The organism is Streptomyces sp. NPDC040610 (genome assembly GCF_055594065.1).
This window is the reverse complement of sequence record NZ_JBVIXA010000002.1, coordinates 331,741-353,949: the sequence shown is the minus strand read 5'-3', so window position 1 is coordinate 353,949 and position 22,209 is coordinate 331,741. Positions and strand designations below refer to the sequence as shown.

14 protein-coding genes and 3 pseudogenes are annotated in these 22,209 nt (G+C 74.0%); 10 read left to right on the top strand and 7 right to left on the bottom strand.

Features of this window, described 5'->3' with window-relative positions; genetic code table 11:
* Window positions 1-94: 94 nt before the first annotated feature.
* The 5 genes and pseudogenes from ACZ6AA_RS08375 to ACZ6AA_RS08355 form a co-directional block, all read left to right on the top strand.
* A pseudogene (locus ACZ6AA_RS08375) lies at window positions 95-5,710 on the top strand (type I polyketide synthase); the annotation flags it as partial.
* Window positions 5,711-5,854: 144 nt separating this feature from the next.
* A pseudogene (locus ACZ6AA_RS08370) lies at window positions 5,855-6,301 on the top strand (SDR family NAD(P)-dependent oxidoreductase); the annotation flags it as partial.
* 72 nt (window positions 6,302-6,373) lie between these two features.
* Window positions 6,374-6,808, top strand: a pseudogene (locus ACZ6AA_RS08365) (acyl carrier protein); the annotation flags it as partial.
* Between the two features lie 186 nt (window positions 6,809-6,994).
* Complete coding sequence (locus ACZ6AA_RS08360; RefSeq protein WP_471457839.1) at window positions 6,995-7,762, top strand: alpha/beta fold hydrolase; 768 nt, start codon at window positions 6,995-6,997, stop codon at window positions 7,760-7,762.
* 102 nt (window positions 7,763-7,864) lie between these two features.
* Window positions 7,865-8,623 carry a thioesterase II family protein gene (locus tag ACZ6AA_RS08355; RefSeq protein WP_468462684.1) on the top strand — a complete coding sequence of 253 codons (759 nt, stop codon included), beginning with the start codon at window positions 7,865-7,867 and terminating at the stop codon, window positions 8,621-8,623.
* A 64-nt stretch (window positions 8,624-8,687) separates the two neighbouring features.
* Here ACZ6AA_RS08355 and ACZ6AA_RS08350 read toward each other — a convergent pair whose 3' ends face one another.
* A complete protein-coding gene (locus ACZ6AA_RS08350) occupies window positions 8,688-10,466 on the bottom strand; it encodes a coagulation factor 5/8 type domain-containing protein (RefSeq protein WP_471456946.1) in 1,779 nt (592 codons plus the stop codon).
* Between the two features lie 580 nt (window positions 10,467-11,046).
* Here ACZ6AA_RS08350 and ACZ6AA_RS08345 point away from each other — a divergent pair.
* Both ACZ6AA_RS08345 and ACZ6AA_RS08340 read left to right on the top strand, forming a co-directional pair.
* Window positions 11,047-11,784, top strand: coding sequence for a S1 family peptidase (locus tag ACZ6AA_RS08345; RefSeq protein WP_468457560.1), 738 nt, complete (start codon window positions 11,047-11,049; stop codon window positions 11,782-11,784).
* A gap of 142 nt (window positions 11,785-11,926) precedes the next feature.
* Window positions 11,927-14,167 (top strand): MGH1-like glycoside hydrolase domain-containing protein, encoded by a 2,241-nt coding sequence (locus ACZ6AA_RS08340; RefSeq protein ID WP_471456943.1) that lies wholly within the window; start codon window positions 11,927-11,929, stop codon window positions 14,165-14,167.
* A 30-nt stretch (window positions 14,168-14,197) separates the two neighbouring features.
* Here the strand turns inward: ACZ6AA_RS08340 and ACZ6AA_RS08335 are convergent, their stop codons facing one another.
* The 4 genes from ACZ6AA_RS08335 to ACZ6AA_RS08320 all read right to left on the bottom strand — a co-directional run bounded on the left by ACZ6AA_RS08335 (window position 14,198) and on the right by ACZ6AA_RS08320 (window position 17,355).
* Complete coding sequence (locus ACZ6AA_RS08335; RefSeq protein WP_471456941.1) at window positions 14,198-14,677, bottom strand: nucleotidyltransferase domain-containing protein; 480 nt, start codon at window positions 14,675-14,677, stop codon at window positions 14,198-14,200.
* Window positions 14,674-15,450 (bottom strand): nucleotidyltransferase domain-containing protein, encoded by a 777-nt coding sequence (locus ACZ6AA_RS08330; protein ID WP_471456939.1) that lies wholly within the window; start codon window positions 15,448-15,450, stop codon window positions 14,674-14,676. The genes ACZ6AA_RS08335 and ACZ6AA_RS08330 overlap by 4 nt, the downstream gene beginning before the upstream one ends.
* Before the next feature lie 125 nt (window positions 15,451-15,575).
* On the bottom strand, window positions 15,576-16,226 hold the full coding sequence (locus ACZ6AA_RS08325) for a hypothetical protein (RefSeq protein WP_471456937.1): 651 nt from the start codon (window positions 16,224-16,226) through the stop codon (window positions 15,576-15,578).
* A gap of 58 nt (window positions 16,227-16,284) precedes the next feature.
* Complete coding sequence (locus ACZ6AA_RS08320; protein WP_471456935.1) at window positions 16,285-17,355, bottom strand: alkene reductase; 1,071 nt, start codon at window positions 17,353-17,355, stop codon at window positions 16,285-16,287.
* A gap of 170 nt (window positions 17,356-17,525) precedes the next feature.
* Between ACZ6AA_RS08320 and ACZ6AA_RS08315 the strand changes: the two genes are divergently transcribed.
* Window positions 17,526-17,894 (top strand): MerR family transcriptional regulator, encoded by a 369-nt coding sequence (locus ACZ6AA_RS08315; RefSeq protein WP_468457572.1) that lies wholly within the window; start codon window positions 17,526-17,528, stop codon window positions 17,892-17,894.
* 51 nt (window positions 17,895-17,945) lie between these two features.
* Here the strand turns inward: ACZ6AA_RS08315 and ACZ6AA_RS08310 are convergent, their stop codons facing one another.
* Together ACZ6AA_RS08310 and ACZ6AA_RS08305 are read right to left on the bottom strand one after the other, a co-directional pair.
* Window positions 17,946-19,193 (bottom strand): SLC13 family permease, encoded by a 1,248-nt coding sequence (locus ACZ6AA_RS08310; RefSeq protein WP_468457574.1) that lies wholly within the window; start codon window positions 19,191-19,193, stop codon window positions 17,946-17,948.
* A 68-nt stretch (window positions 19,194-19,261) separates the two neighbouring features.
* Window positions 19,262-20,635, bottom strand: a complete 1,374-nt coding sequence (locus ACZ6AA_RS08305) for a cryptochrome/photolyase family protein (RefSeq protein WP_471456932.1) — start codon at window positions 20,633-20,635, stop codon at window positions 19,262-19,264.
* 199 nt (window positions 20,636-20,834) lie between these two features.
* Between ACZ6AA_RS08305 and ACZ6AA_RS08300 the strand changes: the two genes are divergently transcribed.
* Both ACZ6AA_RS08300 and ACZ6AA_RS08295 read left to right on the top strand, forming a co-directional pair.
* Window positions 20,835-21,539 (top strand): adenosylcobinamide amidohydrolase, encoded by a 705-nt coding sequence (locus tag ACZ6AA_RS08300; RefSeq protein WP_468457578.1) that lies wholly within the window; start codon window positions 20,835-20,837, stop codon window positions 21,537-21,539.
* Window positions 21,540-21,722: 183 nt separating this feature from the next.
* Window positions 21,723-22,112 (top strand): hypothetical protein, encoded by a 390-nt coding sequence (locus tag ACZ6AA_RS08295; RefSeq protein WP_468457579.1) that lies wholly within the window; start codon window positions 21,723-21,725, stop codon window positions 22,110-22,112.
* The last annotated feature ends 97 nt before the right edge of the window (window positions 22,113-22,209 follow it).

Here is a 22,209-nt window from a genome sequence, read left to right as displayed (position 1 = left end):
CGCCTCGGTCGAGGCACTGTCCCTGCGGCCCCTGACGACGGACGGCCTCACCGGCGGCCGCCTGGACTCGCTGTTCCGCGTCGACTGGACGCGGGTGCGGCCCGCCACCGCGACCCCGGTCCGCTGGGCCGTCCTCGGGCGCGGCTTCGCCCAGGCGGAGTTCACCGAGCCGGTCGACGCGTACCCGGACCTGGCCACGCTGGCCGACGAGGACGTGCCGGACCTCGTGTTCGCCCCCGTGCCCCCGGCCGCGAACCCGGCAGAGGCTGCGCACTGGGCGCTCGCCCTGGTGCAGGAGTGGCTCGCCGACGACCGGTTCGCCTCGGCGCGGCTGGTGTTCGTCACCGGCGGCGCGGTGGCGGCGGGCCCCGACGAGGACGCCCCCGACCTGGCCAACGCGCCCGTGTGGGGCCTCGTACGCGCGGCCCAGGCCGAGCACCCCGGCAGCTTCGTCCTCGTCGACGTCGACCTGCTGGCCGCCTCCGCCCACGCGCTGCCCGCCGCCGTCGCGACCGACGAGCCCCAACTGGCCCTGCGCGCCGGTGAACTGCTCGCGCCGAGGCTCGTCCGGGCCCGCCCCGAGGAGTCGGAGGCCCCGTCCTTCGGTGCCGGTGCGGTGCTTGTGACCGGTGCGAGCGGCATGCTCGGCGGATTGGTGGCGCGGCATCTGGTGCGGCGGCATGGCGTACGACGGCTTGTACTGGCCAGCAGGCGGGGGCAAGTCGGTGAGCTGTACGACGAGTTGGTCGAGCTGGGCGCCGAAGTCGCCGCCGTCGCGTGCGATGTGGCGGACCGGGACGCGGTGAGCGCCCTCCTGGCCGAGCACCCCGTGACGGCCGTCGTGCACGCGGCGGGCGTCCTGGACGATGGCGTCATCGGCTCGCTGACCCCGGAGCGGATCGACACCGTGTTCCGGCCCAAGGTCGACGCCGCCCGCCACCTGCACGAACTGACCCGCGACCTGGACCTGTCGGCGTTCGTCCTCTTCTCGTCCGCGGCGGGCACGTTCGGCAACCCCGGGCAGGCCAACTACGCGGCGGCCAACGCCTTCCTGGACGCGCTCGCCCAGCACCGGCGCGCCCAGGGCCTGCCCGCGACCTCCCTGGCGTGGGGACTGTGGGCGGACGCGAGCGGCATGACCGAAGAGCTGGCCGAGACCGACCGCGGCCGTCTCGCCCGCGCCGGTGCCGCCGCGCTGTCCGCCGACGAGGGCCTGCGCCTCTTCGACGCCGCCCTCGCGCTCCCCGCACCCGTGGCCGTCCCCATGCGCCTCGACCTGGCGCCGCTGCGGGTACGCCCCGACACCGTCCCGCCGCTGCTGCGCGCCCTGGTCCGCACGGCCCGCCCCGAGGCCGCCAAGGCCGCAGGGGGCCTCGCGGCCCGCATCGCCGACCTGCCGGACAACGAGCGCCTCCCGGCGCTGCTCGACGTCGTCCGCACCGCCGTCGCCGCCGTGCTCGGCCACGCCTCCGCCGCCGAGGTGGAACCCGAGCGCTCCTTCGGCGACCTCGGATTCGACTCGCTCACCGCCGTCGAACTGCGCAACCGGCTCGACGCGGCCACCGGCCTGCGCCTGCCCGCGACCCTGGTCTTCGACTACCCGACGCCCCTGGCGCTCGCGGGCCGCCTGCGCGCCAGGCTGCTCGGAGACCAGGACGCGGGGGCGGCGGTCGTCCGCAGCGCCGTCGCCGACGACGAGCCGATCGCGATCATCGGCATGAGCTGCCGCTACCCCGGCGGGGTGCGCTCGCCCGAGGACCTGTGGCGCCTCGTCGCCGAGGGCCGCGACGCGATCTCCGACTTCCCCGAGAACCGGGGCTGGGACGTGGAGTCGCTCTACGACCCGGACCCCGACAACACCGGCACGAGCACCGTCCGCACGGGCGGCTTCCTGCACGACGCCGCCGAGTTCGACCCCGCGTTCTTCGGCATGTCGCCGCGCGAGGCCCTGGCGGTCGACCCGCAGCAGCGCCTGCTCCTGGAGACCTCCTGGGAGGCGTTCGAGCGGGCGGGCATCGAACCGAGGTCGCTGCGCGGCAGCACGACCGGCGTGTTCGCGGGCGTGATGTACAACGACTACGCCGCCCGCCTCACACGGTCCCCGGAAGGCCTCGAAGGGCAGCTCGGGTTCGGCAGCTCGGGCAGCGTCGCCTCCGGCCGCCTCTCCTACACCTTCGGCCTCGAAGGGCCCGCCGTGAGCATCGACACGGCCTGCTCGTCGTCGCTGGTGGCCATGCACCTGGCCGCCCAGGCGCTGCGCTCCGGCGAGTGCGAGCTCGCCCTCGCGGGCGGCGTGACCGTGATGGCGAGCCCGGGGGCCTTCCTGGAGTTCAGCCGCCAGCGCGGCCTGGCCCCGGACAGCCGCTGCAAGGCGTTCTCCGCCGACGCGGACGGCACTGGCCTCGGCGAGGGCGTCGGCATGCTGGTCCTCGAACGGCTCTCCGACGCCCGCCGCAACGGCCACAAGGTCCTCGCGGTCGTACGGGGTTCGGCGGTCAACCAGGACGGCGCGTCCAACGGCCTCACCGCCCCGAACGGCCCCTCGCAGGAACGCGTCATCCGGCAGGCACTCGCCCACGCGGGCCTGGCCCCGTCCGACGTGGACGCCGTCGAGGCGCACGGCACCGGCACCTCGCTCGGCGACCCGATCGAGGCGCAGGCCCTGCTCGCCACCTACGGGCAGGACCGTGCCGGTGAGCCCCTGTGGCTCGGCTCGCTGAAGTCGAACATCGGCCACTCCCAGGCCGCGGCCGGTGTCGCCGGTGTGATCAAGATGGTGATGGCGCTGCGCCACGCGGAGCTGCCCCGCACCCTGCACGTCGACCGGCTCTCGCCCCACGTCGACTGGACCGCGGGCGCCGTCGAGGTCCTGACACAGGCCCGGTCGTGGCCGGAGACGGGGCGCCCGCGCCGCGTCGGCGTGTCGTCGTTCGGCGTGAGCGGCACCAACGCGCACACCATCATCGAGCAGGCCCCGGAGCCCGAGGCGTCCGCTGCCATCGCCGCGCCGGTCGGCCCGGTGCCGGTGCCGGTGGTGCTGTCCGCGCGGAACGCGCAGGCGTTGCGGGAGCAGGCACTCCGCCTCCGGGAGCGGGTCGCGGACGAGCCGGGGTCCGGCGTGACCGACGTCGCCTACTCACTGGCGACGACACGGTCGGCCCTCGACCACCGGGGCGCCGTCGTGGCGGACGACCGCGCGGCGCTCCTCGACGGGCTCACGGCGCTGGCCGAGGGGCGGCCGTTCCCCGGCCTGTACGTGGGGTCTGTCGCCGTGGGCGGCGTTGGCTTCCTGTTCTCGGGGCAGGGGTCGCAGCGGCTGGGGATGGGCCGTGAACTCTCGGCCCGCTTCCCGGTGTTCGCCAAGGCCCTGGACGAGGTCCTGGCGGTGTTCGACCCGTCGGTGCGGGAGGTGCTGTTCGGTGAGGATGCCGAGGCGCTGAGCGAGACGGGGGTGACGCAGCCTGCGCTCTTCGCTGTCGAGGTGGCGCTGTTCCGGCTTCTTGAGTCGTGGGGTGTCCGCCCGGATGTGCTGGCTGGTCACTCGATCGGTGAGCTGGCAGCGGCGCATGTGGCTGGTGTCTGGTCGCTGGCTGATGCCGTCAAGGTGGTGTCCGCGCGTGGTGCGTTGATGCAGGCGCTGCCGACTGGCGGGGCGATGGTCGCGATTCAGGCGTCGGAGGCCGAGGTCACGTCGGACGTCTTGCCGGAGACGGTGGGTATAGCGGCGGTTAATGGCCCTAACTCGGTGGTTGTCTCCGGTGTGGCCGCCGACGTCGAGGCGGTCGCCGAGAGCTGGCGTGAGGCGGGCCGCAAGGCGACCCGCCTCAAGGTCAGCCACGCGTTCCACTCCCCGCTGATGGAGCCGATGCTCGACGAGTTCCGCGCGGTGCTCGAAGGCGTGTCGTACGAGGCGCCCGCGATCCCGATCGTCTCCACCCTCACCGGCAAGGCGGCCACCAAGGCGGAGCTGGCCTCGCCCGAGTACTGGGTGCGGCACGTGCGGGAGTCCGTGCGCTTCGCCGACGCCGTCGAGACGCTCGTGGCCCAGGGCGTGGCCACGTTCGTCGAGGTCGGGCCGGGCGGGACGCTGTCGGCGCTGGGGCTGGAATCCGCGCCCGACGCGGCGTTCGTGCCGGTGCTGCACGGCGATCGTACGGAGGAGTCCGCGCTGGCCGCCGCCGTGGCACAGCTGTGCACGCGCGGCGTACGGGTGGACTGGGAGGCGTACTTCGACGGTCGCGGCGCGCGCCGCGTCGACCTGCCCACGTACGCGTTCCAGCACACGTCCTACTGGCTGGACGCCCCCCGCGACCTGCGCTTCGACGAGGCGGCAGGCGGGCTCGGCCTGGCGGGCGCGAACCACCCGCTGCTCGGCGCCGTCGTGGAACTCGCCGACGGGCAGGGCCTGGTGTGCACCGGCAGGCTCGGCACCGACAGCCACCCGTGGCTCGCCGACCACGCCGTCGCCCGGACGACCCTGCTGCCCGGCACGGCCTTCGCGGAAGTCGCGCTCGCCGCGGGCGGCAGGCTCGGCCTCGACGAGGTGGAGGAACTCGCCCTCGCCGCACCGCTGGTGCTGCCCGAACGCGGCGGCGTACGGCTGCGGGTGACGGTCGGCGGCGACGACGGCTCCGGCCGCAGGACGCTGGGCATCGACTCCTGCCCGGACGACCCGACGGCCGACACCGACTGGACCCGGCACGCCACCGGCTTCCTCACCACCGGAGCCACGGGAGCCACCGGAGCCACCGCCGGCCCGGCCCAGGCCCCGGCCCCGCTCGCCGACTGGCTGCCCGCCGACGCCGAACCCGTCGACCTCGACGGCCTCTACGAAGGCCTGGAGGAGAAGGGGATCTCCTACGGCCCCGCCTTCCAGGGCCTCAAGTCGGCGTGGCGCGGCGAGGACGCCGTGTACGCCGAGATCGAGCTCGACGAGGACCAGCACGGGGACGCCGCGTCCTTCGGCCTGCACCCGGCGCTCCTCGACGCCGCGCTGCACGCCTGCATGCTCGGCGGCCTCGTCGAAGACGCCGGTCGGCCCCGGCTCCCGTTCTCCTGGAGCGGGATCCGTTGGCACACGACCGGTGCCACAGCGGCGCGCGTCCGGCTCACCCCGGCCGGAACCGACGCCGTCTCCCTGGAACTGACCGACGCCCAGGGGCACCCCCTGGCGACGGTCGCATCCCTCGTCCTGCGGCCGATCGCCGCGGAACAGTGGGGTGCGCGCCACCGCGACGCGCTGTTCCGGCTGGAGTGGGTGGCCGCGCCGACCCGTGCGGCCACCCACGCTCCCGCCCGCGCCCTCGCGATCGTCGGCCCGGACGACCTGAAGGCCGGTGCGGGCCTCGCGGCGTCCGGCGTCACCGTCGAGGAGCACGCCGACCTGGCGGCCCTCGCGGAGGCCGGGGTGCCCGAGGTGGTCGTCGTCCCGTTCGCCGAGGACGACACGGATCCGGTCTCCGGCACCCGCACCGCCGCCCTGCGCGCGCTGAGGCTCGCCCAGGAGTGGCTGGCCGACGACCGGTTCCTCGACTCCCGCCTGGTCTTCGTGACCAGCGGGGCCGTCGCGGCCGTGCCCGCCGAGAACGTTCCCGACGTCGCCGACGCGGCGGTGTGGGGCCTGATCCGCTCCGCGCAGTCCGAGACGCCCGACCGGTTCGCGCTGGTCGACGTGGACGGACACGACGCGTCGTGGGCCGCGCTGCCCGCCGTCCTCACGGGCGCCGAGCCGCAGGCCGCGGTGCGCGCCGGTGACGCGCTGGTGCCGCGGCTCGCCCGCTCGCGGCCGTCCGACGCGGAGGCCCCGCTCGCGTTCACACCCGGCGGCACCGTCCTGGTGACCGGCGCCACCGGCATGATCGGCGGCCTCGTCACCCGGCGCCTGGTGACCGAGCACGGCGTCCGCCACCTCGTCCTCGCCAGCCGCCGCGGCGCGGCCGCCCCCGGCGCCGAGGCCCTCCACGCCGAACTGACCGGCCTCGGTGCGCACGTCACCCTCGCTGCCTGCGACGTCACCGACCCGGACGCGCTCGCGGAGCTGCTCGCCGCGGTGCCCCTGGACCACCCGCTGACCGGCGTGGTGCACTCCGCGGGCGTCCTCGACGACGCCACGATCGGCTCACTGACGCCCGCCCAGATCGACGGCGTGTTCCGGCCGAAGGTCGACGCGGCCTGGCACCTGCACGAGCTGACCCGCGACCTCGACCTGTCGGCGTTCGTGCTCTTCTCCTCGGTGTCGGGCATCCTCGGCGGCCCCGGCCAGGGCAACTACGCGGCGGCCAACGCGTTCCTCGACGCGCTCGCCCAGGACCGCAGGGCCGCGGGTCTGCCCGCGACCTCACTGGCGTGGGGCCTGTGGGAGACGGCGAGCGAGATGACCGGACACCTCGCGGGGACCGGCGTGGCGCGGATGTCCCGCTCCGCCGTCGCGGGCCTGACCGAGGAACAGGGCCTCGCCCTGTTCGACCTCGGCTGCGCCGCCGACGAGGCCCTTGTGGTGCCGATGCGGCTCGATGCCGGCGGCCTGCGCGGCGGGCCCGACACGGTGCCGCCGCTGCTGCGCGGCCTCGTGCGCCCGCGCGCCACGAGGGCCGCCGCCGTGGACGAGGAGCCGCTGGCGCGGCGCCTCGCCGGTCTGACGGAGGAGGAGCAGGAGCGCGAACTGCTGCGCCTCGTCCGGGACCAGGTGGCGGCCGTCCTCGGCTATGCGCCGGACGGCCTCGACGTCTCCGGCACCCTCACCCAGCTCGGCCTGGACTCCCTGACCGCGCTGCAACTGCGCAACCAGCTCGCGGCCGTGACCGGTCTGCGCCTGCCCACCACCGTCGTGTTCGACCAGCCGACCGGACCGGCGCTCGCCGGGTACCTGCGGCGCGAACTCGCCTCGGCGGTCGGCGACGCCTCCGCCGCTCCGGCGTCGTCGGCGCTGGAGGACTCGCTCACGGGCCTGTACCGGCAGGCGTACGAACTCGGCCTGGAGGACGAGGCGTGGGAGATGGTGAAGGCCGCCTCGCGGCTGCGGCAGGTGTTCGACGAGCCGGACGGGATGCCCGCGCTGCCGCCGGTCACCCTGGCGACCGGCCCCGGTGTCCCGCTGCTGTGCTTCCCGCCGACGATGGCGCCCTCCGGCCCGCACTACTACGCCCGGTTCGCCCCCGTGTTCGCGGGCGAGCGGGACGTGACCGTGCTGCCCAACCCCGGCTTCGGCGCGGGGGAGTTGCTGCCCGCCACGCGGGACGCGGTCGTCCGCTACCAGGCGGAGGCAGTGCGCAGGGCGGCCGGTGACCGGCCGTTCGTCCTCGCCGGGTACTCGTCGGGCGGGTGGATGGTCAACGCCGTCGCCGCGCTCCTCGAACGGCAGGGCCGCGCGCCGGTGGCCTCGGTCCTCGTGGACACGTACACCGCGACGACCTCCTTCGAGGACCGGCTGTACGCGGCGCTCCAGGCGCGCGGCACCACCACCGAGGCGTTCGCGATGATGAACGGCGCGCAACTGACCGGGCAGGGCGGCTACTTGCGTGTGTTCAGCGACTGGGAGCCCGAGCCGGTGGAGACCCCGACGCTGTATGTGCACGCGACCTTCCCGCCGGGGGAGTCGCAGGCCATGGAGACCGAGGACGACTGGCAGCCCGACTGGCCGTTCCCGCACGAGGACACCCACGTCCCCGGCGACCACTTCACGATCATGGAGGACCGCTCCGAGTCCACCGCGCGCGCCGTGCGAGCCTGGCTGGACGAGGGTCCGGGCGCCGACTCCCAGTAGGGCCGGGCGACAAGACCCTCTGGACCAGGGGGTCTTGTCGCCCCGCGCACCGGGGCGCCGACCCCTTCCCCGTACGACAACGACACAGAATGGACGAAGAACATGACAGTTGCCGACGGCAGCGACCTCTGGCTCCGCCGGTTCCACCCCGCAGCGGACGCCCCGGTCCGGCTGGTGTGCTTCCCGCACGCGGGCGGATCGGCGAGCTTCTACTTCCCTGTCTCGGCCGCGCTCGCCGACGGCTGCGACGTGACGGCGCTGCAGTACCCCGGCCGCCAGGACCGGCGGCACGAGCCGAACGTGGACGACATCGGCGTGCTGGCGGACCGGATCGCCCCCGTCGTCGAGCCGCTGTTCGACCGCCCGGTGGTGTTCTTCGGGCACAGCATGGGCGCGGTCCTCGCGTTCGAGGTCGCCCGCAGGCTGGAGGCCCGCGGCCACAAGCCCGCGCTGCTCTTCGCCTCCGGCAGGCGCGCGCCGTCGACGCGGCGCGAGGAGAACGTCCACCAGCGGGACGACGACGGGATCGTCGCCGAGATGAAGGCCATGAGCGGCACCGACGCCCAGGTGCTCGGCGACGAGGAACTGCTGCGGATGGTGCTGCCCGCCATCCGCAGCGACTACCGGGCCATCGAGACGTACGGCCCCGTGGACACGACCGTCGACTGCCCGATCACCGCCCTGACCGGCGACGACGACCCGAAGACGACGGTCCCGGAAGCCGAGCGGTGGCGCGACCACACGACCGGCGCGTTCCACCTCCAGGTGTTCCGCGGCGGGCACTTCTACCTCAGCCCGCGCGCGGCGGAGGTGATCGCGACGGTGCGTGAGGCGCTGCGCGGCGCCGTGGCCGTCGGCTAGGCAGGCTTCGGAGGAAGGGGCTGGACGAGAGACCTGTCCAGCCCCTTCGCTCCGGGGTACGGGATCAGGGGTACGAGACGACCTTGGACGGGATCGTCGACGTGCCCGAGGTCGGGGCGCCGGTGTCGTTGATGACGCGCTCGTACTGGCCCTTGCCGCCGAGCGACACCACCAGCAGATGATGGAACTTCACCCCGGGCTTCGTCGGGGCGGCGAAGCCGTGGTGCTGGACGATGCTCGGATCGACGTTGTAGTAGCAGTAGCTGCCCAGGCCCCACGCCTCGTGCGTCGTCACGGAGTCGTCGACGCGGTAGGCCGCGAAGCCCTTCATGCTGCCGTTCTGGATGGCGGCCTGGTTGGGGGCGTCGTACGCCTTCTCGTTCTGGTAGAAGATCGTGCGGCCGCGCTCGCCGTACCACTGCACGTCGTACTTGTTGAAGTGCTCCACGAACAGGCCGGTGGCGAGGACGTCGGCGCCGTTGACGCGGACGCCGTAGTCGGCGCGGTTGGTCTCCCAGCCGACGCCGTCGCCGTGGTCGGCGCGCCAGACCCAGGTGTGGTCGACGATGGTGTGGCGGCTGTTGACGACCATGCTGGTGGTGGCCTTGCCGGGGCCCGCGCCGCCGATGCGGATGAACACGTCCTGCACGGTGATGGGGTCGGCGGAGTGGTCGGCGGCGGCTCCCTGCGGGCCGACCTCGAGCAGGGTGGGGGAGTTGACCGGACCGGCGTCGATGAGGAGCCCGGCCAGGCGCACCCCGTTGACGTCGGCGACCTTCAGGGCGGTCACGCCGTTGTCGGGGATGAGGGTGGCGTAGCCGAGCCCGAGGACGACGGTGCCCGCCCGCCGTACCTCGACCGTCCGGTCCAGGTGGTAGATCCCGGGCGTGAACAGCAGGTGCAGCCCCTCGTCCAGGGCCTGGTTGAGGGTGGCCGCGGACACCCCGGGCCGGGCGACGTAGAACCGCGAAAGGGGCACCGACGTGCCGCGCGGGGTGCCACTGCCCCAGGACACCCCGCGGGCGTTGGTGCGCAGCTCCGGCAGGAAGACCTTGTACTCGGCGCCGTCCAGGTAGAGGAACGGCTTCTCGCGGGAGAGCGGGGTGGTCTGGAGCGTCGTGTACGGGGGGTCGGGGAAGCTCTGCGCCGGGGCGCCCTCGACGCCGGAGAACACCATGTTCCAGACGGCGTTGCGCCATCCGCCGACGGCGCTGTCGCGGGTGTACCACTGCTGCTGCGAGTACGGTCCGACCTCGCCGTCGACGCGGCTGTCCGCGATGTAGCCGCCGCTCGCCCAGCCGAACCCGGTGGGGGCGAGGTTGAGGCCGCCGCGCACGTGCATGCGGCGGAACGGCGCGGCCTGCGACACGGCCCACCGGTTCGTGCCGTTGACGGGGACCAGCGCCAGGTTCTCCGCCGACCGCCAGAAGTTCTGCGTGGCGTTGCCGTCGAACCAGCCCGCGTCGACGGTGACATCGCCGTTGATGGTGGTGTCGTCGGGGGACAGGCCGAGGCCCGCGATGGCGGTGTAGAACCCGATCTGGGCGTTGAGGCCGTGGTACGTGCCGGGCTTGAACAGCAGGGCGTACCGGCCCGTGCCGAACTGCGCCGACTCCTGCTTCTTGAAGATCTCGTCCAGCCTGGCCTGGATCCCGCTCGTGGACGGCTCGAAGACGATGACGTTCGGGCCGAGGTCGCCGCCACCGGGCAGCCGGGGCTTGTCGGCTCTCCTGGCCTTCGCGGCCGGGGGCGCGGCCTCCGCCGGATTGGACAGGGCGAGGAGTGCGGGCACGGACGCGGCGGCGGCCCCGAGGACGGACCTGCGGGCTGGGGAAGCGGACATGGGGCACTCTCCTAGTTCAGGAAATGAACACGTGGGGGTGATGGGAGCGCTCTCTCGCGTTGCATGCTTCATCCGGGTGCATCCCTCGTCAAGGGAAGTGACCGGAGTTCCTTGACTTGTTGAAGACATCGACCCGGCGTCGCGTGCCCGTGTGGAGTCAACAGGCTTGTCGCAAAAGGCGGTTGTCAGGGTGGCGGCGTCTGCGTACAGAATGGTCCAGACCAAGATGCCCCGTTTGGGCATGCGGGCAGACGCAAGCTCACGCAGTCGATCCGCGGCCCTTCCTACGGGCTTCGCGGTGTCCTTCGCGCCGCGCCCCTCCGGGCAGGTGATTGAAGGTCACATCGCAACAGTGAACTGCGAAACAGATCCCAACTCGCCCTAGGGGTCGCTATGGCGAGGGAATTTCGGCGGTCAACCTCTTGCGTCCTCCGTGACTCCTCTGCCACATTCACCCCAGCCGAGCATGGCATGCACGCGCCAGGGGAAACCCGCCTTCCGCGTGTGCGCTCCACCCGCATACCTATGCGGTCGCGTCCTTATCGCAGGACGTTTCATCCCCCACACAATGGAGACGAACGTGCGAATATCCAGACTCGTCCCCGCGCTCGCGGCCACCGCCCTCGCCGTCCTGGGGCTCGCCCCCACGGCCGCGGCCCAGACGGCGCCGTCCGCCAACGCACCCACCGTGGCATCCGGCACCTCCGCCCAGCCGATCATCGGCGGCGGCTACGCCAGCAACGCGCCCTGGGCGGCCCGCCTGTTCTCCAACGGCCGGCAGACCTGCAGCGCCACCATCATCGCCCCGACCTGGATCCTCACCGCGAAGCACTGCGTCAGCGGCGGCGGCCTCTCGTTCCGCATCGGCAGCCTCGACCAGACCTCGGGCGGCACCACGGCCAACGGTGTCAGCGTCCACAACAACGCCAGCTCCGACCTGTCCCTGGTCAAGCTCGACCGCTCCGTGGCGGGCACCTACGCGCGCCTCGGCAACCCGGGCTCCGTGCAGGTGAACCAGACCGTGCAGGTGTACGGCTGGGGCGCCACCTCCCAGTGCGGCCAGGAGATCAACTGCCAGTCGCAGCTCCTGAAGGTCGCCAACGTCGTCGTGACCGGCGGCTGCCGCGACGCCTACCAGGGCCAGGCCATCTGCGCCCGGCGCGGCAACGGCATCACCGCGGGCGGCGACTCGGGCGGCCCGATGATGGCCAACGGCATCCAGGTCGGCGTGGCGTCCACCAGTGACCGCCAGACCACGACCGCGTACACGAACGTGACGGCGTACCGCTCCTGGATCCAGAGCGTCGCGGGCGTCTGAGCACCCCGCCGCCCGACTCGCACGACCGAGTAGCACCCAGCCAGTCCCGTCGCCTCCGTGCGGTCACCGCGCGGAGGCGACGCCGGGTCCGCACACCCCGGCCATCTCCCCGTCCCCACACCACAGTTCGGAGACCCGCACGTTGCGTTCCCGCCCGCGCGCCCTGACCGCCGCAGCCCTCGCCGTCACCCTGGCCGTCGGCCTCGCCCCCGCCGCCGACGCGGCGCGACCGGTCCACGGGCCGCCACCGGCACACGCGACACGACAGGACTCCGCACGGCACGCCGCCCCGGCGGCGGACCCGCGCGCGACGGGCACCCCCTCCTCGTACGCCGACGTCCTCGACCTGCAAGGCGTCCCGGCCGCCGCGCAGCCCGGCGAGTTCAACCCGGTCAACGTCTTCGCCGACCGCGGCGCCTGGCACGCCTACGCGCTGCCGTCGACCGACGATCCGGCCACGTACGGAGGTTTCACCGGGCCGCTGCACATCGCCCAGGAGTACCCCTGGTGGCTGAGCAAGTCCTTCAGCCGGATCCGGCTCACCGAGGCGGGCCAGGCCCTCGACCTCGGCGCGGGCGGCGCACCGCGCCTCACCTCGCTGCCCGGGGCGCTGCGCCAGACCTACCGCCTCGACGGCCTGCGGCTCACCCTCGACCTGTGCTTCGCCACCGACCGGACCGCCCTGGTCCGGGCCCGGATCCACAACACCGGCCGGGCACCGCGCACCCTCGGCGCGGGCTGGACCGGCACCCTGCTGCGCCCCGCCGCGCCGCCCCAGCGCGACGCGCCCGCCCTGGCCGCCACCGCCCGCGGTGTCGCCGTCGGCTTCGCCCGGGTCCGGGAGAAGTGGGACTACCTCACCGACGGCACCGAACGCTTCGAGGTCACCCACCGCGAGCCCGTCCGCACCACCGTCACGGGCGACACCTACCGCAGCGACCTCGCCGCGCCCCTCACGCTCGCCCCCGGAGCGGCCCGCAGCCTGGACTGGACCGAGAGCTACACGTTCACCGCCGCCGAGCGGACCCGCGAAGCGTCCGCGGTACGCCGTGTCCTCGCCCACCCGGCCGCCAACACGGCATCCGGTGACGCGCGTTGGCGCCGCTACGTCGCCGCCGTCACCCGGGGCGTCCCCGCCGACCGGCGCCGCCTCGCCGTGAAGTCGCTGGAGACCCTCGTCACCAACTGGCGCTCCGCCGCCGGGCGGATCCGGCACGACGCCATCAGCCCCTCGATCTCCTACAAGTGGTTCACCGGCGGCATCTGGTCCTGGGACACCTGGAAACAGGCCGTCGGCACCGCGCGCTTCGACCCCCGGCTCGCCCAGTCCCAGATCCGCGCCATGTTCGACCACCAGATCCGGCCGACATCGGCGACCCGGCCGCAGGACGCCGGCATGATCCCCGACGCCGTCTTCTACAACGACCAGGCCGACGGCGGCGGCAACTGGAACGAACGCAACAGCAAACCTCCGCTGGCCGCCTGGGCCGTGTGGGAGGTCTACCGGCGCGGCGGCGACCGTGCCTTCCTGCGCGAGATGTACCCGAAGCTGGCCGCGTACCAGGCCTGGTGGTACCGCAACCGTGACCACGACCGCGACGGGCTCGCCGAGTACGGCGCGACCGTCGACCCCGCCAACGACAGCCCCGAGGAGCGCAGGCTCGCCGCCGCCTGGGAGAGCGGCATGGACAACGCGCCGCGCTTCGACGCCGCCCTCGGCACCTCCGTCGTCACCAACCGCGACGCCTCCGGCTCCGTCACCGGCTACTCCCTCACCCAGGAGTCCGTCGACCTCAACGCCTATCTCGCCGCCGACCAGGACCACCTCGCCGACATCGCCCGCGCGACCGGTGACCGTTCGGGGGAGCGGCGCTGGCGCGGCCGGGCCGAGGCCACGCACCGGGCGGTGCGCGAGCACATGTACGACCCCGGGGACGGCTGGTTCCACGACATCGCCCTCGACGGCGGCGCACGGCTCACCGCGCGGGGCCGGGGCATCGAGGGCGCCATCCCGCTGTGGACCGGCACGGCGTCGCGCGCACAGGCCGCCGCCGTACGCGACCGCCTCACCGACCCGCGCGAGTTCGCCACGCCCGTCCCGTTCCCGACCGTCGCCCGCAGCTCGCCCTACTTCGCCCCGCAGCGCTACTGGCGCGGCCCCGTCTGGCTGGACCAGGCGTACTTCGCCCAGGCGGGCCTGCGACGCTACGGCCACGTGGCACAGGCCCGCACCCTCACGAACCGCCTCCTGACCACGGCCCACGGCCTGTCGGCCCGAAGCCCGGTCATGGAGAACTACGACCCCCTGACCGGCGTACCCCTGAACTCACCCAACTTCAGCTGGTCGGCGGCCCTGCTGCTGCCGATGCTGAGCCGACACTGAGGGCACCCCGTCCGGTGCGTCGGACCCCGATCACGGCTTCCAGCGGTGCGCGTATCCCTCGCGCACGGGGCCGCCCAGAAGGCCGAGCACCTGCTCCGCGGCCGCGGCGAGGACGGTGGGGTCGGAGTGTTCGGCCACGGCCCGATGGCCGTCCAGGAGTGCCCTGCCCAGGACCGGGTCCGCGCTCAGGAGCCTGCGCGGGAGCCACTTGCCGATGCCCGTCCACGCGTTGTGGTGGGCGGTGAGCAGGTGTGCCGCCTCGCGCAGGACGTGGTCGGCGACGGTGTTGAGGAACAGCTCGGCCGGGCGGCCCTCGTGCCGGACCACCTCCCGGCCGCTGTGGTCGTGGTCGGGCAGGAGCACCGCCACGTCCAGATCGCTGGTCGTCGAGGCGCGGCCCCGCGCGGCCGAGCCGCCGAGCAGCGCGCCCAGAGCGTGCGGGTAGCGCGCCGCGACCAACCGTGATGCCGACGCCCGGAACGCCTCCTGGTCCTGTACGCGATCACTCATGGCAGCAGCAGCGCCTCCGCCTCGGCGACCGCTTGCTTCAACGTGGCGGGGTCGTCGGGTCGCAGCCGCGCCACGACCGCGTCGATGTCGCGCAGGCCCGCCCGGCGCAGGAGCTGCTTCTCGTTGGTGACCCATTCGCCGCGCTCGGCGAGGGCGGCGTGCGCGGACTGCAGGGCGGCCGTGGCGATGGCGCCCGCGGCCTCGGTGGCCTGGCCGCGCGGCGCGTAGGCGGACTTGGCGTAGTCCAGGGTCATGGCGGCACGCTGCCGCCACACCGGCGGCGCGGCCGCGCGCAGCGCCCGCGGGTACTCGGGGCGGGGGAGCGTGCCGCGCAGCACCCGGTTGACGGCCAGTTCGGCGACGACCAGGTAGCTGGGGATGCCCGCCAGGTGGAACATCAACGGCTCCCAGCGGAACCGGCCCTGGCGGGCCTCGGCGAGTTCGTGCTCGACCGCGTCGAGGTCGCGGTAGTGGACGTCGACGCCCCGGCCGTCGATGGTGAACCACCCGCCGCCGTTGAACACGCCGCCGCCCCAGCCGCCGATCTCGGACACCTCACCGGACCAGCCGATGCCCCGCAGGTCGTCCGGGTCGAAAGGGCCCCGGTAGTACACCGCCAAGTCCCAGTCGCTGTCCGGGGTGTGCGTGCCCTGGGCCCGCGAGCCGCCGAGGGCGACGGCGTGCACGGAGGGGAGGGCGGCGAGCCGGTCGGCCACGGCGTCGAGGAAGCGGTCGTCGTGGTCGGGCAGGCGGTCGTGGTCCGTCTCGGTCATCAACGCTCCGATCGTGTGCGGTGGATGGGAGGGGTGGGTGGTGGGTGGGGGGAGGTGGATCAGGGGAGGTGGCTGGGTGCGGCTCGGCCGGAGCGCGGGCACATCCGGTGGCCGCCGCCCCCGGCCTATTCACTGAGCCCCACCACGCACCACCCGCGCCGGTCCGCCTCGGCGAGGACGCGCCCCCAGTCCTCAAGAAGGTCGCTGAACTCGTCGAAGGTGCGCACCCACCCGTCTCCAGGAGCCTGCGCGGAGTGGACGGCGAAGGCCTCGCGCAGCCCGCACAGGAGCGGCCGCAGCCGCTCCCACGCCGCCGCCAGGTGTCGCACGCTGTCCGGCGACCGTGCGAGCAGCACGCCGTGGGGGACGGCGGGGGCGTCGCGGGGGGAGCCAGGATCCGCGAAGAAGCCCGGATCCGTGTGCTCGGCCTCGCCGTCGAGGCCGTTCCAGATCAGCCCGAGCAGCAGGGCGTCCACCGCGGAGCGCGGCACCGGGTCGGCGTGGCCGCGTACGGCCTCCCACCGCTCCCCGGCCCAGAAGTGCGCCTTGAACGAACCGAGGGTGCCCCGGAACTCGTAGATCCCGAAGACCGGGCCGCCGGACCCGCGCGGCCACTCCCAGTCCCCCTCGACCGCCCGCGCGGCCTCCGGGCCGACGTCCCACAGCCCCGTCTCGTCCGCGTACCACGCGTTCCGCAACCGCGGCAGCCGCTCCCGGGGCGGCATCTCCCCGAGCCACGACCAGTCGGCGATCAGCACGTTGATGTCGAGCCCCATTGGGGTGAGCGTAGTGATGGGGGGTGCCCGGACGCGGGCACCCCCCATCACTACGCGGTCAGTGCTGGTAGCTGGTGAAGGTGGCGTAGCCCGACGTGCCGCCCTGGTACCAGGTGTCCGGGTCGGCGGTGTGCAGCGGCAGGTCCGCGCGGAAGCGTTCGACGAGGTCGGGGTTGGCGAGGAAGGCACGGCCGTAGCTGATGAGGTCGGCGCCCTGGGCGAGCCAGTGCTCGCCGTCGGCGCGGTCGCCCGTCCGCGGGCCGATCTGGCCGCCGGGGTTGACGATGTAGGCGCCCGGCCACGCCTTGCGGAGCGCGACGAGGGTGTCCTCGTCGGTGCCGGTGAGGACGTGCAGATAGGCGAGGCCGAGGGGCGCCAGGGCCGCGACGAGGGCGGCGTACAGCTCGGGCACGTCGTCCTCGGCGATGCCCCAGACGCTGCCGCCGGGGGAGAGGCGCAGGCCGACGCGGTCGGCGCCGATGGCGTCGGCCGCGGCCTCGGTCGCCTCGACGGCGAAGCGGATGCGGCCGGTGACCGATCCGCCGTAGGCGTCGGTGCGCCGGTTGGTGTTGGCGGAGAGGAACTGCTGGATGAGATAGCCGTTGGCGCCGTGGAGTTCGACGCCGTCGAAGCCCGCGTCGACGGCGCGCCTGGCGGCGTCCGCGAAGACCCGTATCTCGCCCCCGACCTCGGCGGTGCTGAGCGCGCGCGGGACCGGGGCGGCCTGACGGCCCTTGGGGCCGGTGTACAGGGTGGCGTCGAGGGCGATCGCGGACGGCGCGACGGGGTGGTGCCCGGCGACATCGGGGTGGCCGACGCGCCCGGCGTGCATGAGCTGGGCGAAGACGCGGCCGCCGTTGGTGTGGACGGCGTCGGTCACCGGCCGCCACGCGGCGACCTGCGCGTCGGTGTGCAGGCCCGGGGTGTGGGGGTTGGACTGGCCCGTGAGGCTGGGCTGCACGCCCTCGGTGACGATGAGCCCGGCGGTGGCGCGCTGCGCGTAGTACGTCGCCGTGAGCTCGCCGGGGATGCCGTCGGCGGAGGCGCGGGCGCGGGTCATGGGGGCCATGACGAGGCGGTTGGGCAGCGTCAGGCCCCCGAGCTGGAAACTGTCGAACAGGCTGGTCACAGTGGTGTCCTTCGCGTAGTACCGGCGCGTGCGGGGTGGTGCGTCGGCTACGCTAAAACCTGACGTTGACGTCAGAGGCAAGTGTCGTCGGCGACGGGCCTGGCCGGAGGGCGGACGGCGGGCGGCGGAGCGCGACCGGTGGGGCCGCGCGGGACTCGGAGGAGGGGCTCATGAGGATCGGCGAACTCGCCGCTGCGACCGGCGTGAGCGTGCGGGCGCTGCGGTACTACGAGGAGCAGGACCTGCTGTCCGCGGACCGCAGCCCCAGCGGCCAGCGCCACTACCCGGCCGCGGCCGTCGACCGCGTCCGGCTGATCCAGCAGCTGTACGCGGCCGGTCTCACGAGCAGGACCGTCGTGAAAGTGCTGCCCTGCATCGAGACCGACGACGTGGCCCCGCAGGTCCTGGAGCTGCTGCGCGCCGAACGCGCCCGCATCGACGGGCAGATCACCGGCATGCTGGAGACCAGGGACCGCCTCGACGCGGCCATCACCATGGCGAGCGAGGCCCGCGACCACGGCCGCCCCTGCCCGCGCTGATGACACGCCGGGCCCTGGATGACGCCGGGCCCTGGACACGCCGGGGCGCCCTCAGGTGCCGATGACCCGCAACGATGCCCACAGCGCGAGGGTGGAGACCACCAGGGCGGCGGGGACCGTCAGGAGCCCGAGGACGGTGAACTCCTTGAGCCGGACGTCGTGCTCGTGGTGATGGGTGATGCGGCGCCAGAGCAGCGTGGCCAGGGAGCCCGCGTAGGTGAGGTTGGGGCCGATGTTGACCCCGAGGAGGACGGCGAGGACCGCTCCGGGGCCGGAGGTGGCGGCGAGCGGGGTGAGGGCGAGCACGGCGGGCAGGTTGTTGATCAGGTTCGCGAGGACGGCGGCGAGCGCGGCGGTGCCGAGGAGCGCGGGCAGGGACGTGCCGTCGGGCAGGGCGTGGCCGAGCGCGTCGCCGAGGCCGTTGTCGATGACGGCGCGCACGACGACGCCGAGGGCGAGGACGAACGCCAGGAACGGCAGGCCCGCGGAGCGGACGATCGCCGCCGGTGTGGTGTGCCGCCGGGCCAGGGCGCGTACCGCCATGACGGCCGCGCCGGCCGCCGCCGCCCAGGCGGGGTCGACGTCGACCGCGGAGGCCACAGCGAACCCGGCGAGCGTCGCGGCGACGGTCACCAGCGCGAACAGCGGCACCTCCGGGCGCTCATCGGCCCCGTCGTCGTCGGTGGGCGCGTCCAGGTCGGCCGCGAAGTAGCGGCGGAACACGACGTACTCGACGGCGATCGCGGCCGCCCAGGGAAGCAGCATCAGGAGCGCGAAGCGGGTGAACGTCAGGCCCGTCGCGGTGAACGCGAGCAGGTTCGTCAGGTTCGACACCGGGAGCAGCAGCGACGCCGTGTTCGACAAGTGGGCGCAGGCGTAGGCGTGCGGCCTGGCGGAGGTGCCCATGCGGGTGGCCGTGGCGAACACCACCGGAGTCAGCAGGACCACCGTCGCGTCCAGGCTGAGCGCGGCGGTCACGACCGACGCGAGCGCGAACACCGAGCCGAGGAGGCGCCGCGGCCGGTGCCGGGCCCAGCGGGCCATCCACGTGCCGCAGGCCCGGAAGAGCCCCTCGTCGTCGCACAGCTTGGCGAGCACCAGGACGGCGGCGAGGAAGCCGATCACCGGCCCGAGCCGGGCCGCCTCGTCGCGCACGTCGTCCAGCGGGATCGCCCCCGTGACGATGACGAGGGCGGCGGCGGGCACGGCGAACACCGCCTCCGGCCGCCCGAAGGGACGGACGACGGCGCACACCAGTACGACGATCAGGGCGGCGACGGACAGGAACTCGAGGAGCATGACCTCGATCATTCACGGTGCCCCACGCGGGCCCGGACGCCACCCCCGGAACAAGCGGAGCGATTGGTTCAGTCGCGGCCCCGGGCCCGCCGGAAGCGCGCCAGACCTTCGGCGAGGACGACGACCGGCTCGGGGTAGTCGAACCGGGCGCGGTCCGGGCCGGTGAGCCGCCACGGCTCGTGCACCGCGGCGCCGTCGAGCTCCGCGAGCTCGGGAACCCAGCGGCGTACGTACGTCCCGTCCGGGTCGTGGCGCCTGCCCTGGAGCACGGGGTTGAGCACGCGGTTCGGGCGTGTGTCGTTGCCGGTGCCCGCCGTCCACTGCCAGTTCAGCTGGTTGGCGGCGATGTCGCCGTCCACCAGGTGGCGCAGGAAGTGGCGGGCGCCGACCCGCCAGTCCACGTACAGCGTCTTCGTCAGGAAGCTCGCCGTGATCAGCCTGCCGCGGTTGTGCATCCACCCCTCGTGCGCGAGCTGCCGCATCGCGGCGTCCACGACCGGGAACCCGGTGCGCCCCCGCCGCCACGCCTCGATGTCGTCGGCGGCCTCGTGCTCGTCGCGCCAGCGGTCGTGCCGGTCCCGGTAGTCCGCCGACGCCGCGCCCGGCCGGGCCGCGAGCACCTGGTGGTGGAAGTCCCGCCAGCACAACTGGCGTACGAACGCGTCCCGACCCGGCCCCTCCTTCTTCGCCGCGCGGTGGACGAGCTCCACGGGCGAGAGCGTGCCGAAGTGCAGATGCGGGGAGAGCCGTGAGGTCAGGTCGCCCGCCAGATCGTCGTGGCCGTCCGCGTAGCCCGCGATCCCCGAACGCAGCCACGCCGCGAGCCGGGCCCGCGCCGTGGCCTCGCCACCGGGCGGCACCCCCGGCGACACCTCCCGTACGTCGGCGCGCGACGGCACCCGCTCGGAGGCGGGGCCGGACGGGACGCGGACGGTGCGCGGGGCGGCCACGGCGTGCCGCACGCCCTGCTGCGACCAGCGCTTGAAGTACGGCGTGAAGACGGCGAAGTGGTCATTGCCCGCCGGGGTCACCGCGCCCGGCGCGACGGCCGTCACCACGCAGTCGTGGACGTGCAGGGCGCAGCCCCGCTCCGCGAGGGCGGCCCGCAGCCGCTGCTCCCTCGCCTGCGCGAAGCCGCTGGCTCCGGCCGCCATGTGCACCGACCCGGCGCCCGTCTCCGCGACCACGGCTCCCACCTGCTCCACCACGTCCCCGGAGCGCACGACCAGCCGCCCGCCGCGCTCGCGCAGCGCCTCGTCCAGCGCCGTCAGACAGTCGGCCAGGAAGGCGAGGCGGTTGGGCGCGGCGAATCCGGCGGCGTCGACGCGGTCGTCCCGGACGAAGAGCGGCACGATCTCGTCCGCCTCGTCGAGCGCGGCGCGCAGCGGGGGATGGTCGTGCAGCCGCAGGTCGGACGTGAACAGCACGAGTGAGACGGACATGGCGCTACTCCTGGGGCGGTGCTTCTGGAGGCGGTGCTTATGGGGAGGCGTGGTTCTGGCGGTGCTTCTCGCGGGGCGCGGAAGCTGACGGCGACGGCAACGGCGTACGATCACCTGCCGCCCAGTCTCTCCGTAAAGGTCCTTGCCCGTGCCCTCCGCCATACCGAGTCCCGCGCAATCCGGCCTGTTGTCTCCGGAGATGTGTACGAGGGACGAGGACGGGGAGCGGCTGCGGGCGCTGTTGTGGCGTGCCGGGCCGGGCTGGCGGATGGTCAGCAGCGCCGTCCTGGGCGGCGGTATCGGGGAGCGTTCCTGGGTGCTCAACGCGCAGGTCTCGCACGGCTATCGGCGCACCGACCCGGAGCGGCACCTGACGGACCTCGCCCGCGCGGCGGGAGCCGAAGGGCCCGGCGTCGGCCTGATGACCGCCGCCGACGTGTCCGCGTACGCCCACGCCGCCGACGGGGGCGTCGAGGCGGTCGTGACCGCGGGCGTCAGGGTGCGCGGCTGGGCGGCGGCCCCGGACGAGGGGTCCTTGCTCCTGGCGCGCCCCGGCACGATCAACATCGTCGTGGCGCTGCCGACGGCCCTGACCGACGCGGCCCTGGTGAACGCCGTCGCCACCGCCACGGAGGCCAAGGTGCAGGCGCTCCTGGACGCCTCCCACGACTGCTCGGGCACGCCCACGGACGCGGTGTGCGTGGCCGCGCGCGTGCCCCGGGCCGGGGACGAGGTGCAGGCCTTCGCCGGGCCGAGGTCACTGTGGGGCGCACGGCTCGCACGGGCCGTCCACCGGGCCGTGCTCACCGCGAGCTGCTCGCCGGGGGCTCCCCGATCCCGCCCCTTCCCGAAACTGGGGGCGCGGCCCCAGACCCCCGCTCCTCAAACGCCGGAGGGGCTATAGCTAGCCCGTTTCGGCGTTTGAGGACGAGGCGCGGAGCGCCGATACGGGGTCCGGGGCGGAGCCCCGGTTTCGGGAAGGGGCGGGATCGGGGAATGCCCCGCAGGGCCCTCACTCCCCGCTGCAACCGCAAAATCCCCGCCCCGCCTCCCCGCCGATGTCAGTGCCCCCTGCGAACGTGGACGCATGACCACCACCACGCGCGCCGCACCCGGCGACCTGGTCGCGGCCCTGCGACTGCCGGTGTGGAACACCCTGTCCGCGCGCGCCGAAGGCCTGCGCCGGGAACTGCCGCCCTGCCCGGACGCACCCGCCGAGCGCTACGCGTGGCTGCGTTCCCTCACCCCCGAGCAGGCCCGGAACGCGGCCCTCCTGGACCACCTCGACGCCCTGTGCGGACACCTCGACGGAAAGCCCGCCCTCGGCTATGCCCCGGACGACCCGTTGCCGGACGCCGCCCTTGAAGCCGCCGAGGGCTTCAACCCGCAGCTGACCGCGCTCATCACCCGCTATCGGGCGGCACGCGACGCCGACCCCGGCGACCGCCCCGAAGGGCGGCGCCGCGAGCGGCCCTGACGGGTGCGCGGGCGGCCCGTCCGGGCGAGGGGCTGGTATCCGAGGCTCGAATGGCTCGAATGGAGTGGAACTGGCCCGCGGGGTGGGGGTTTTCTGG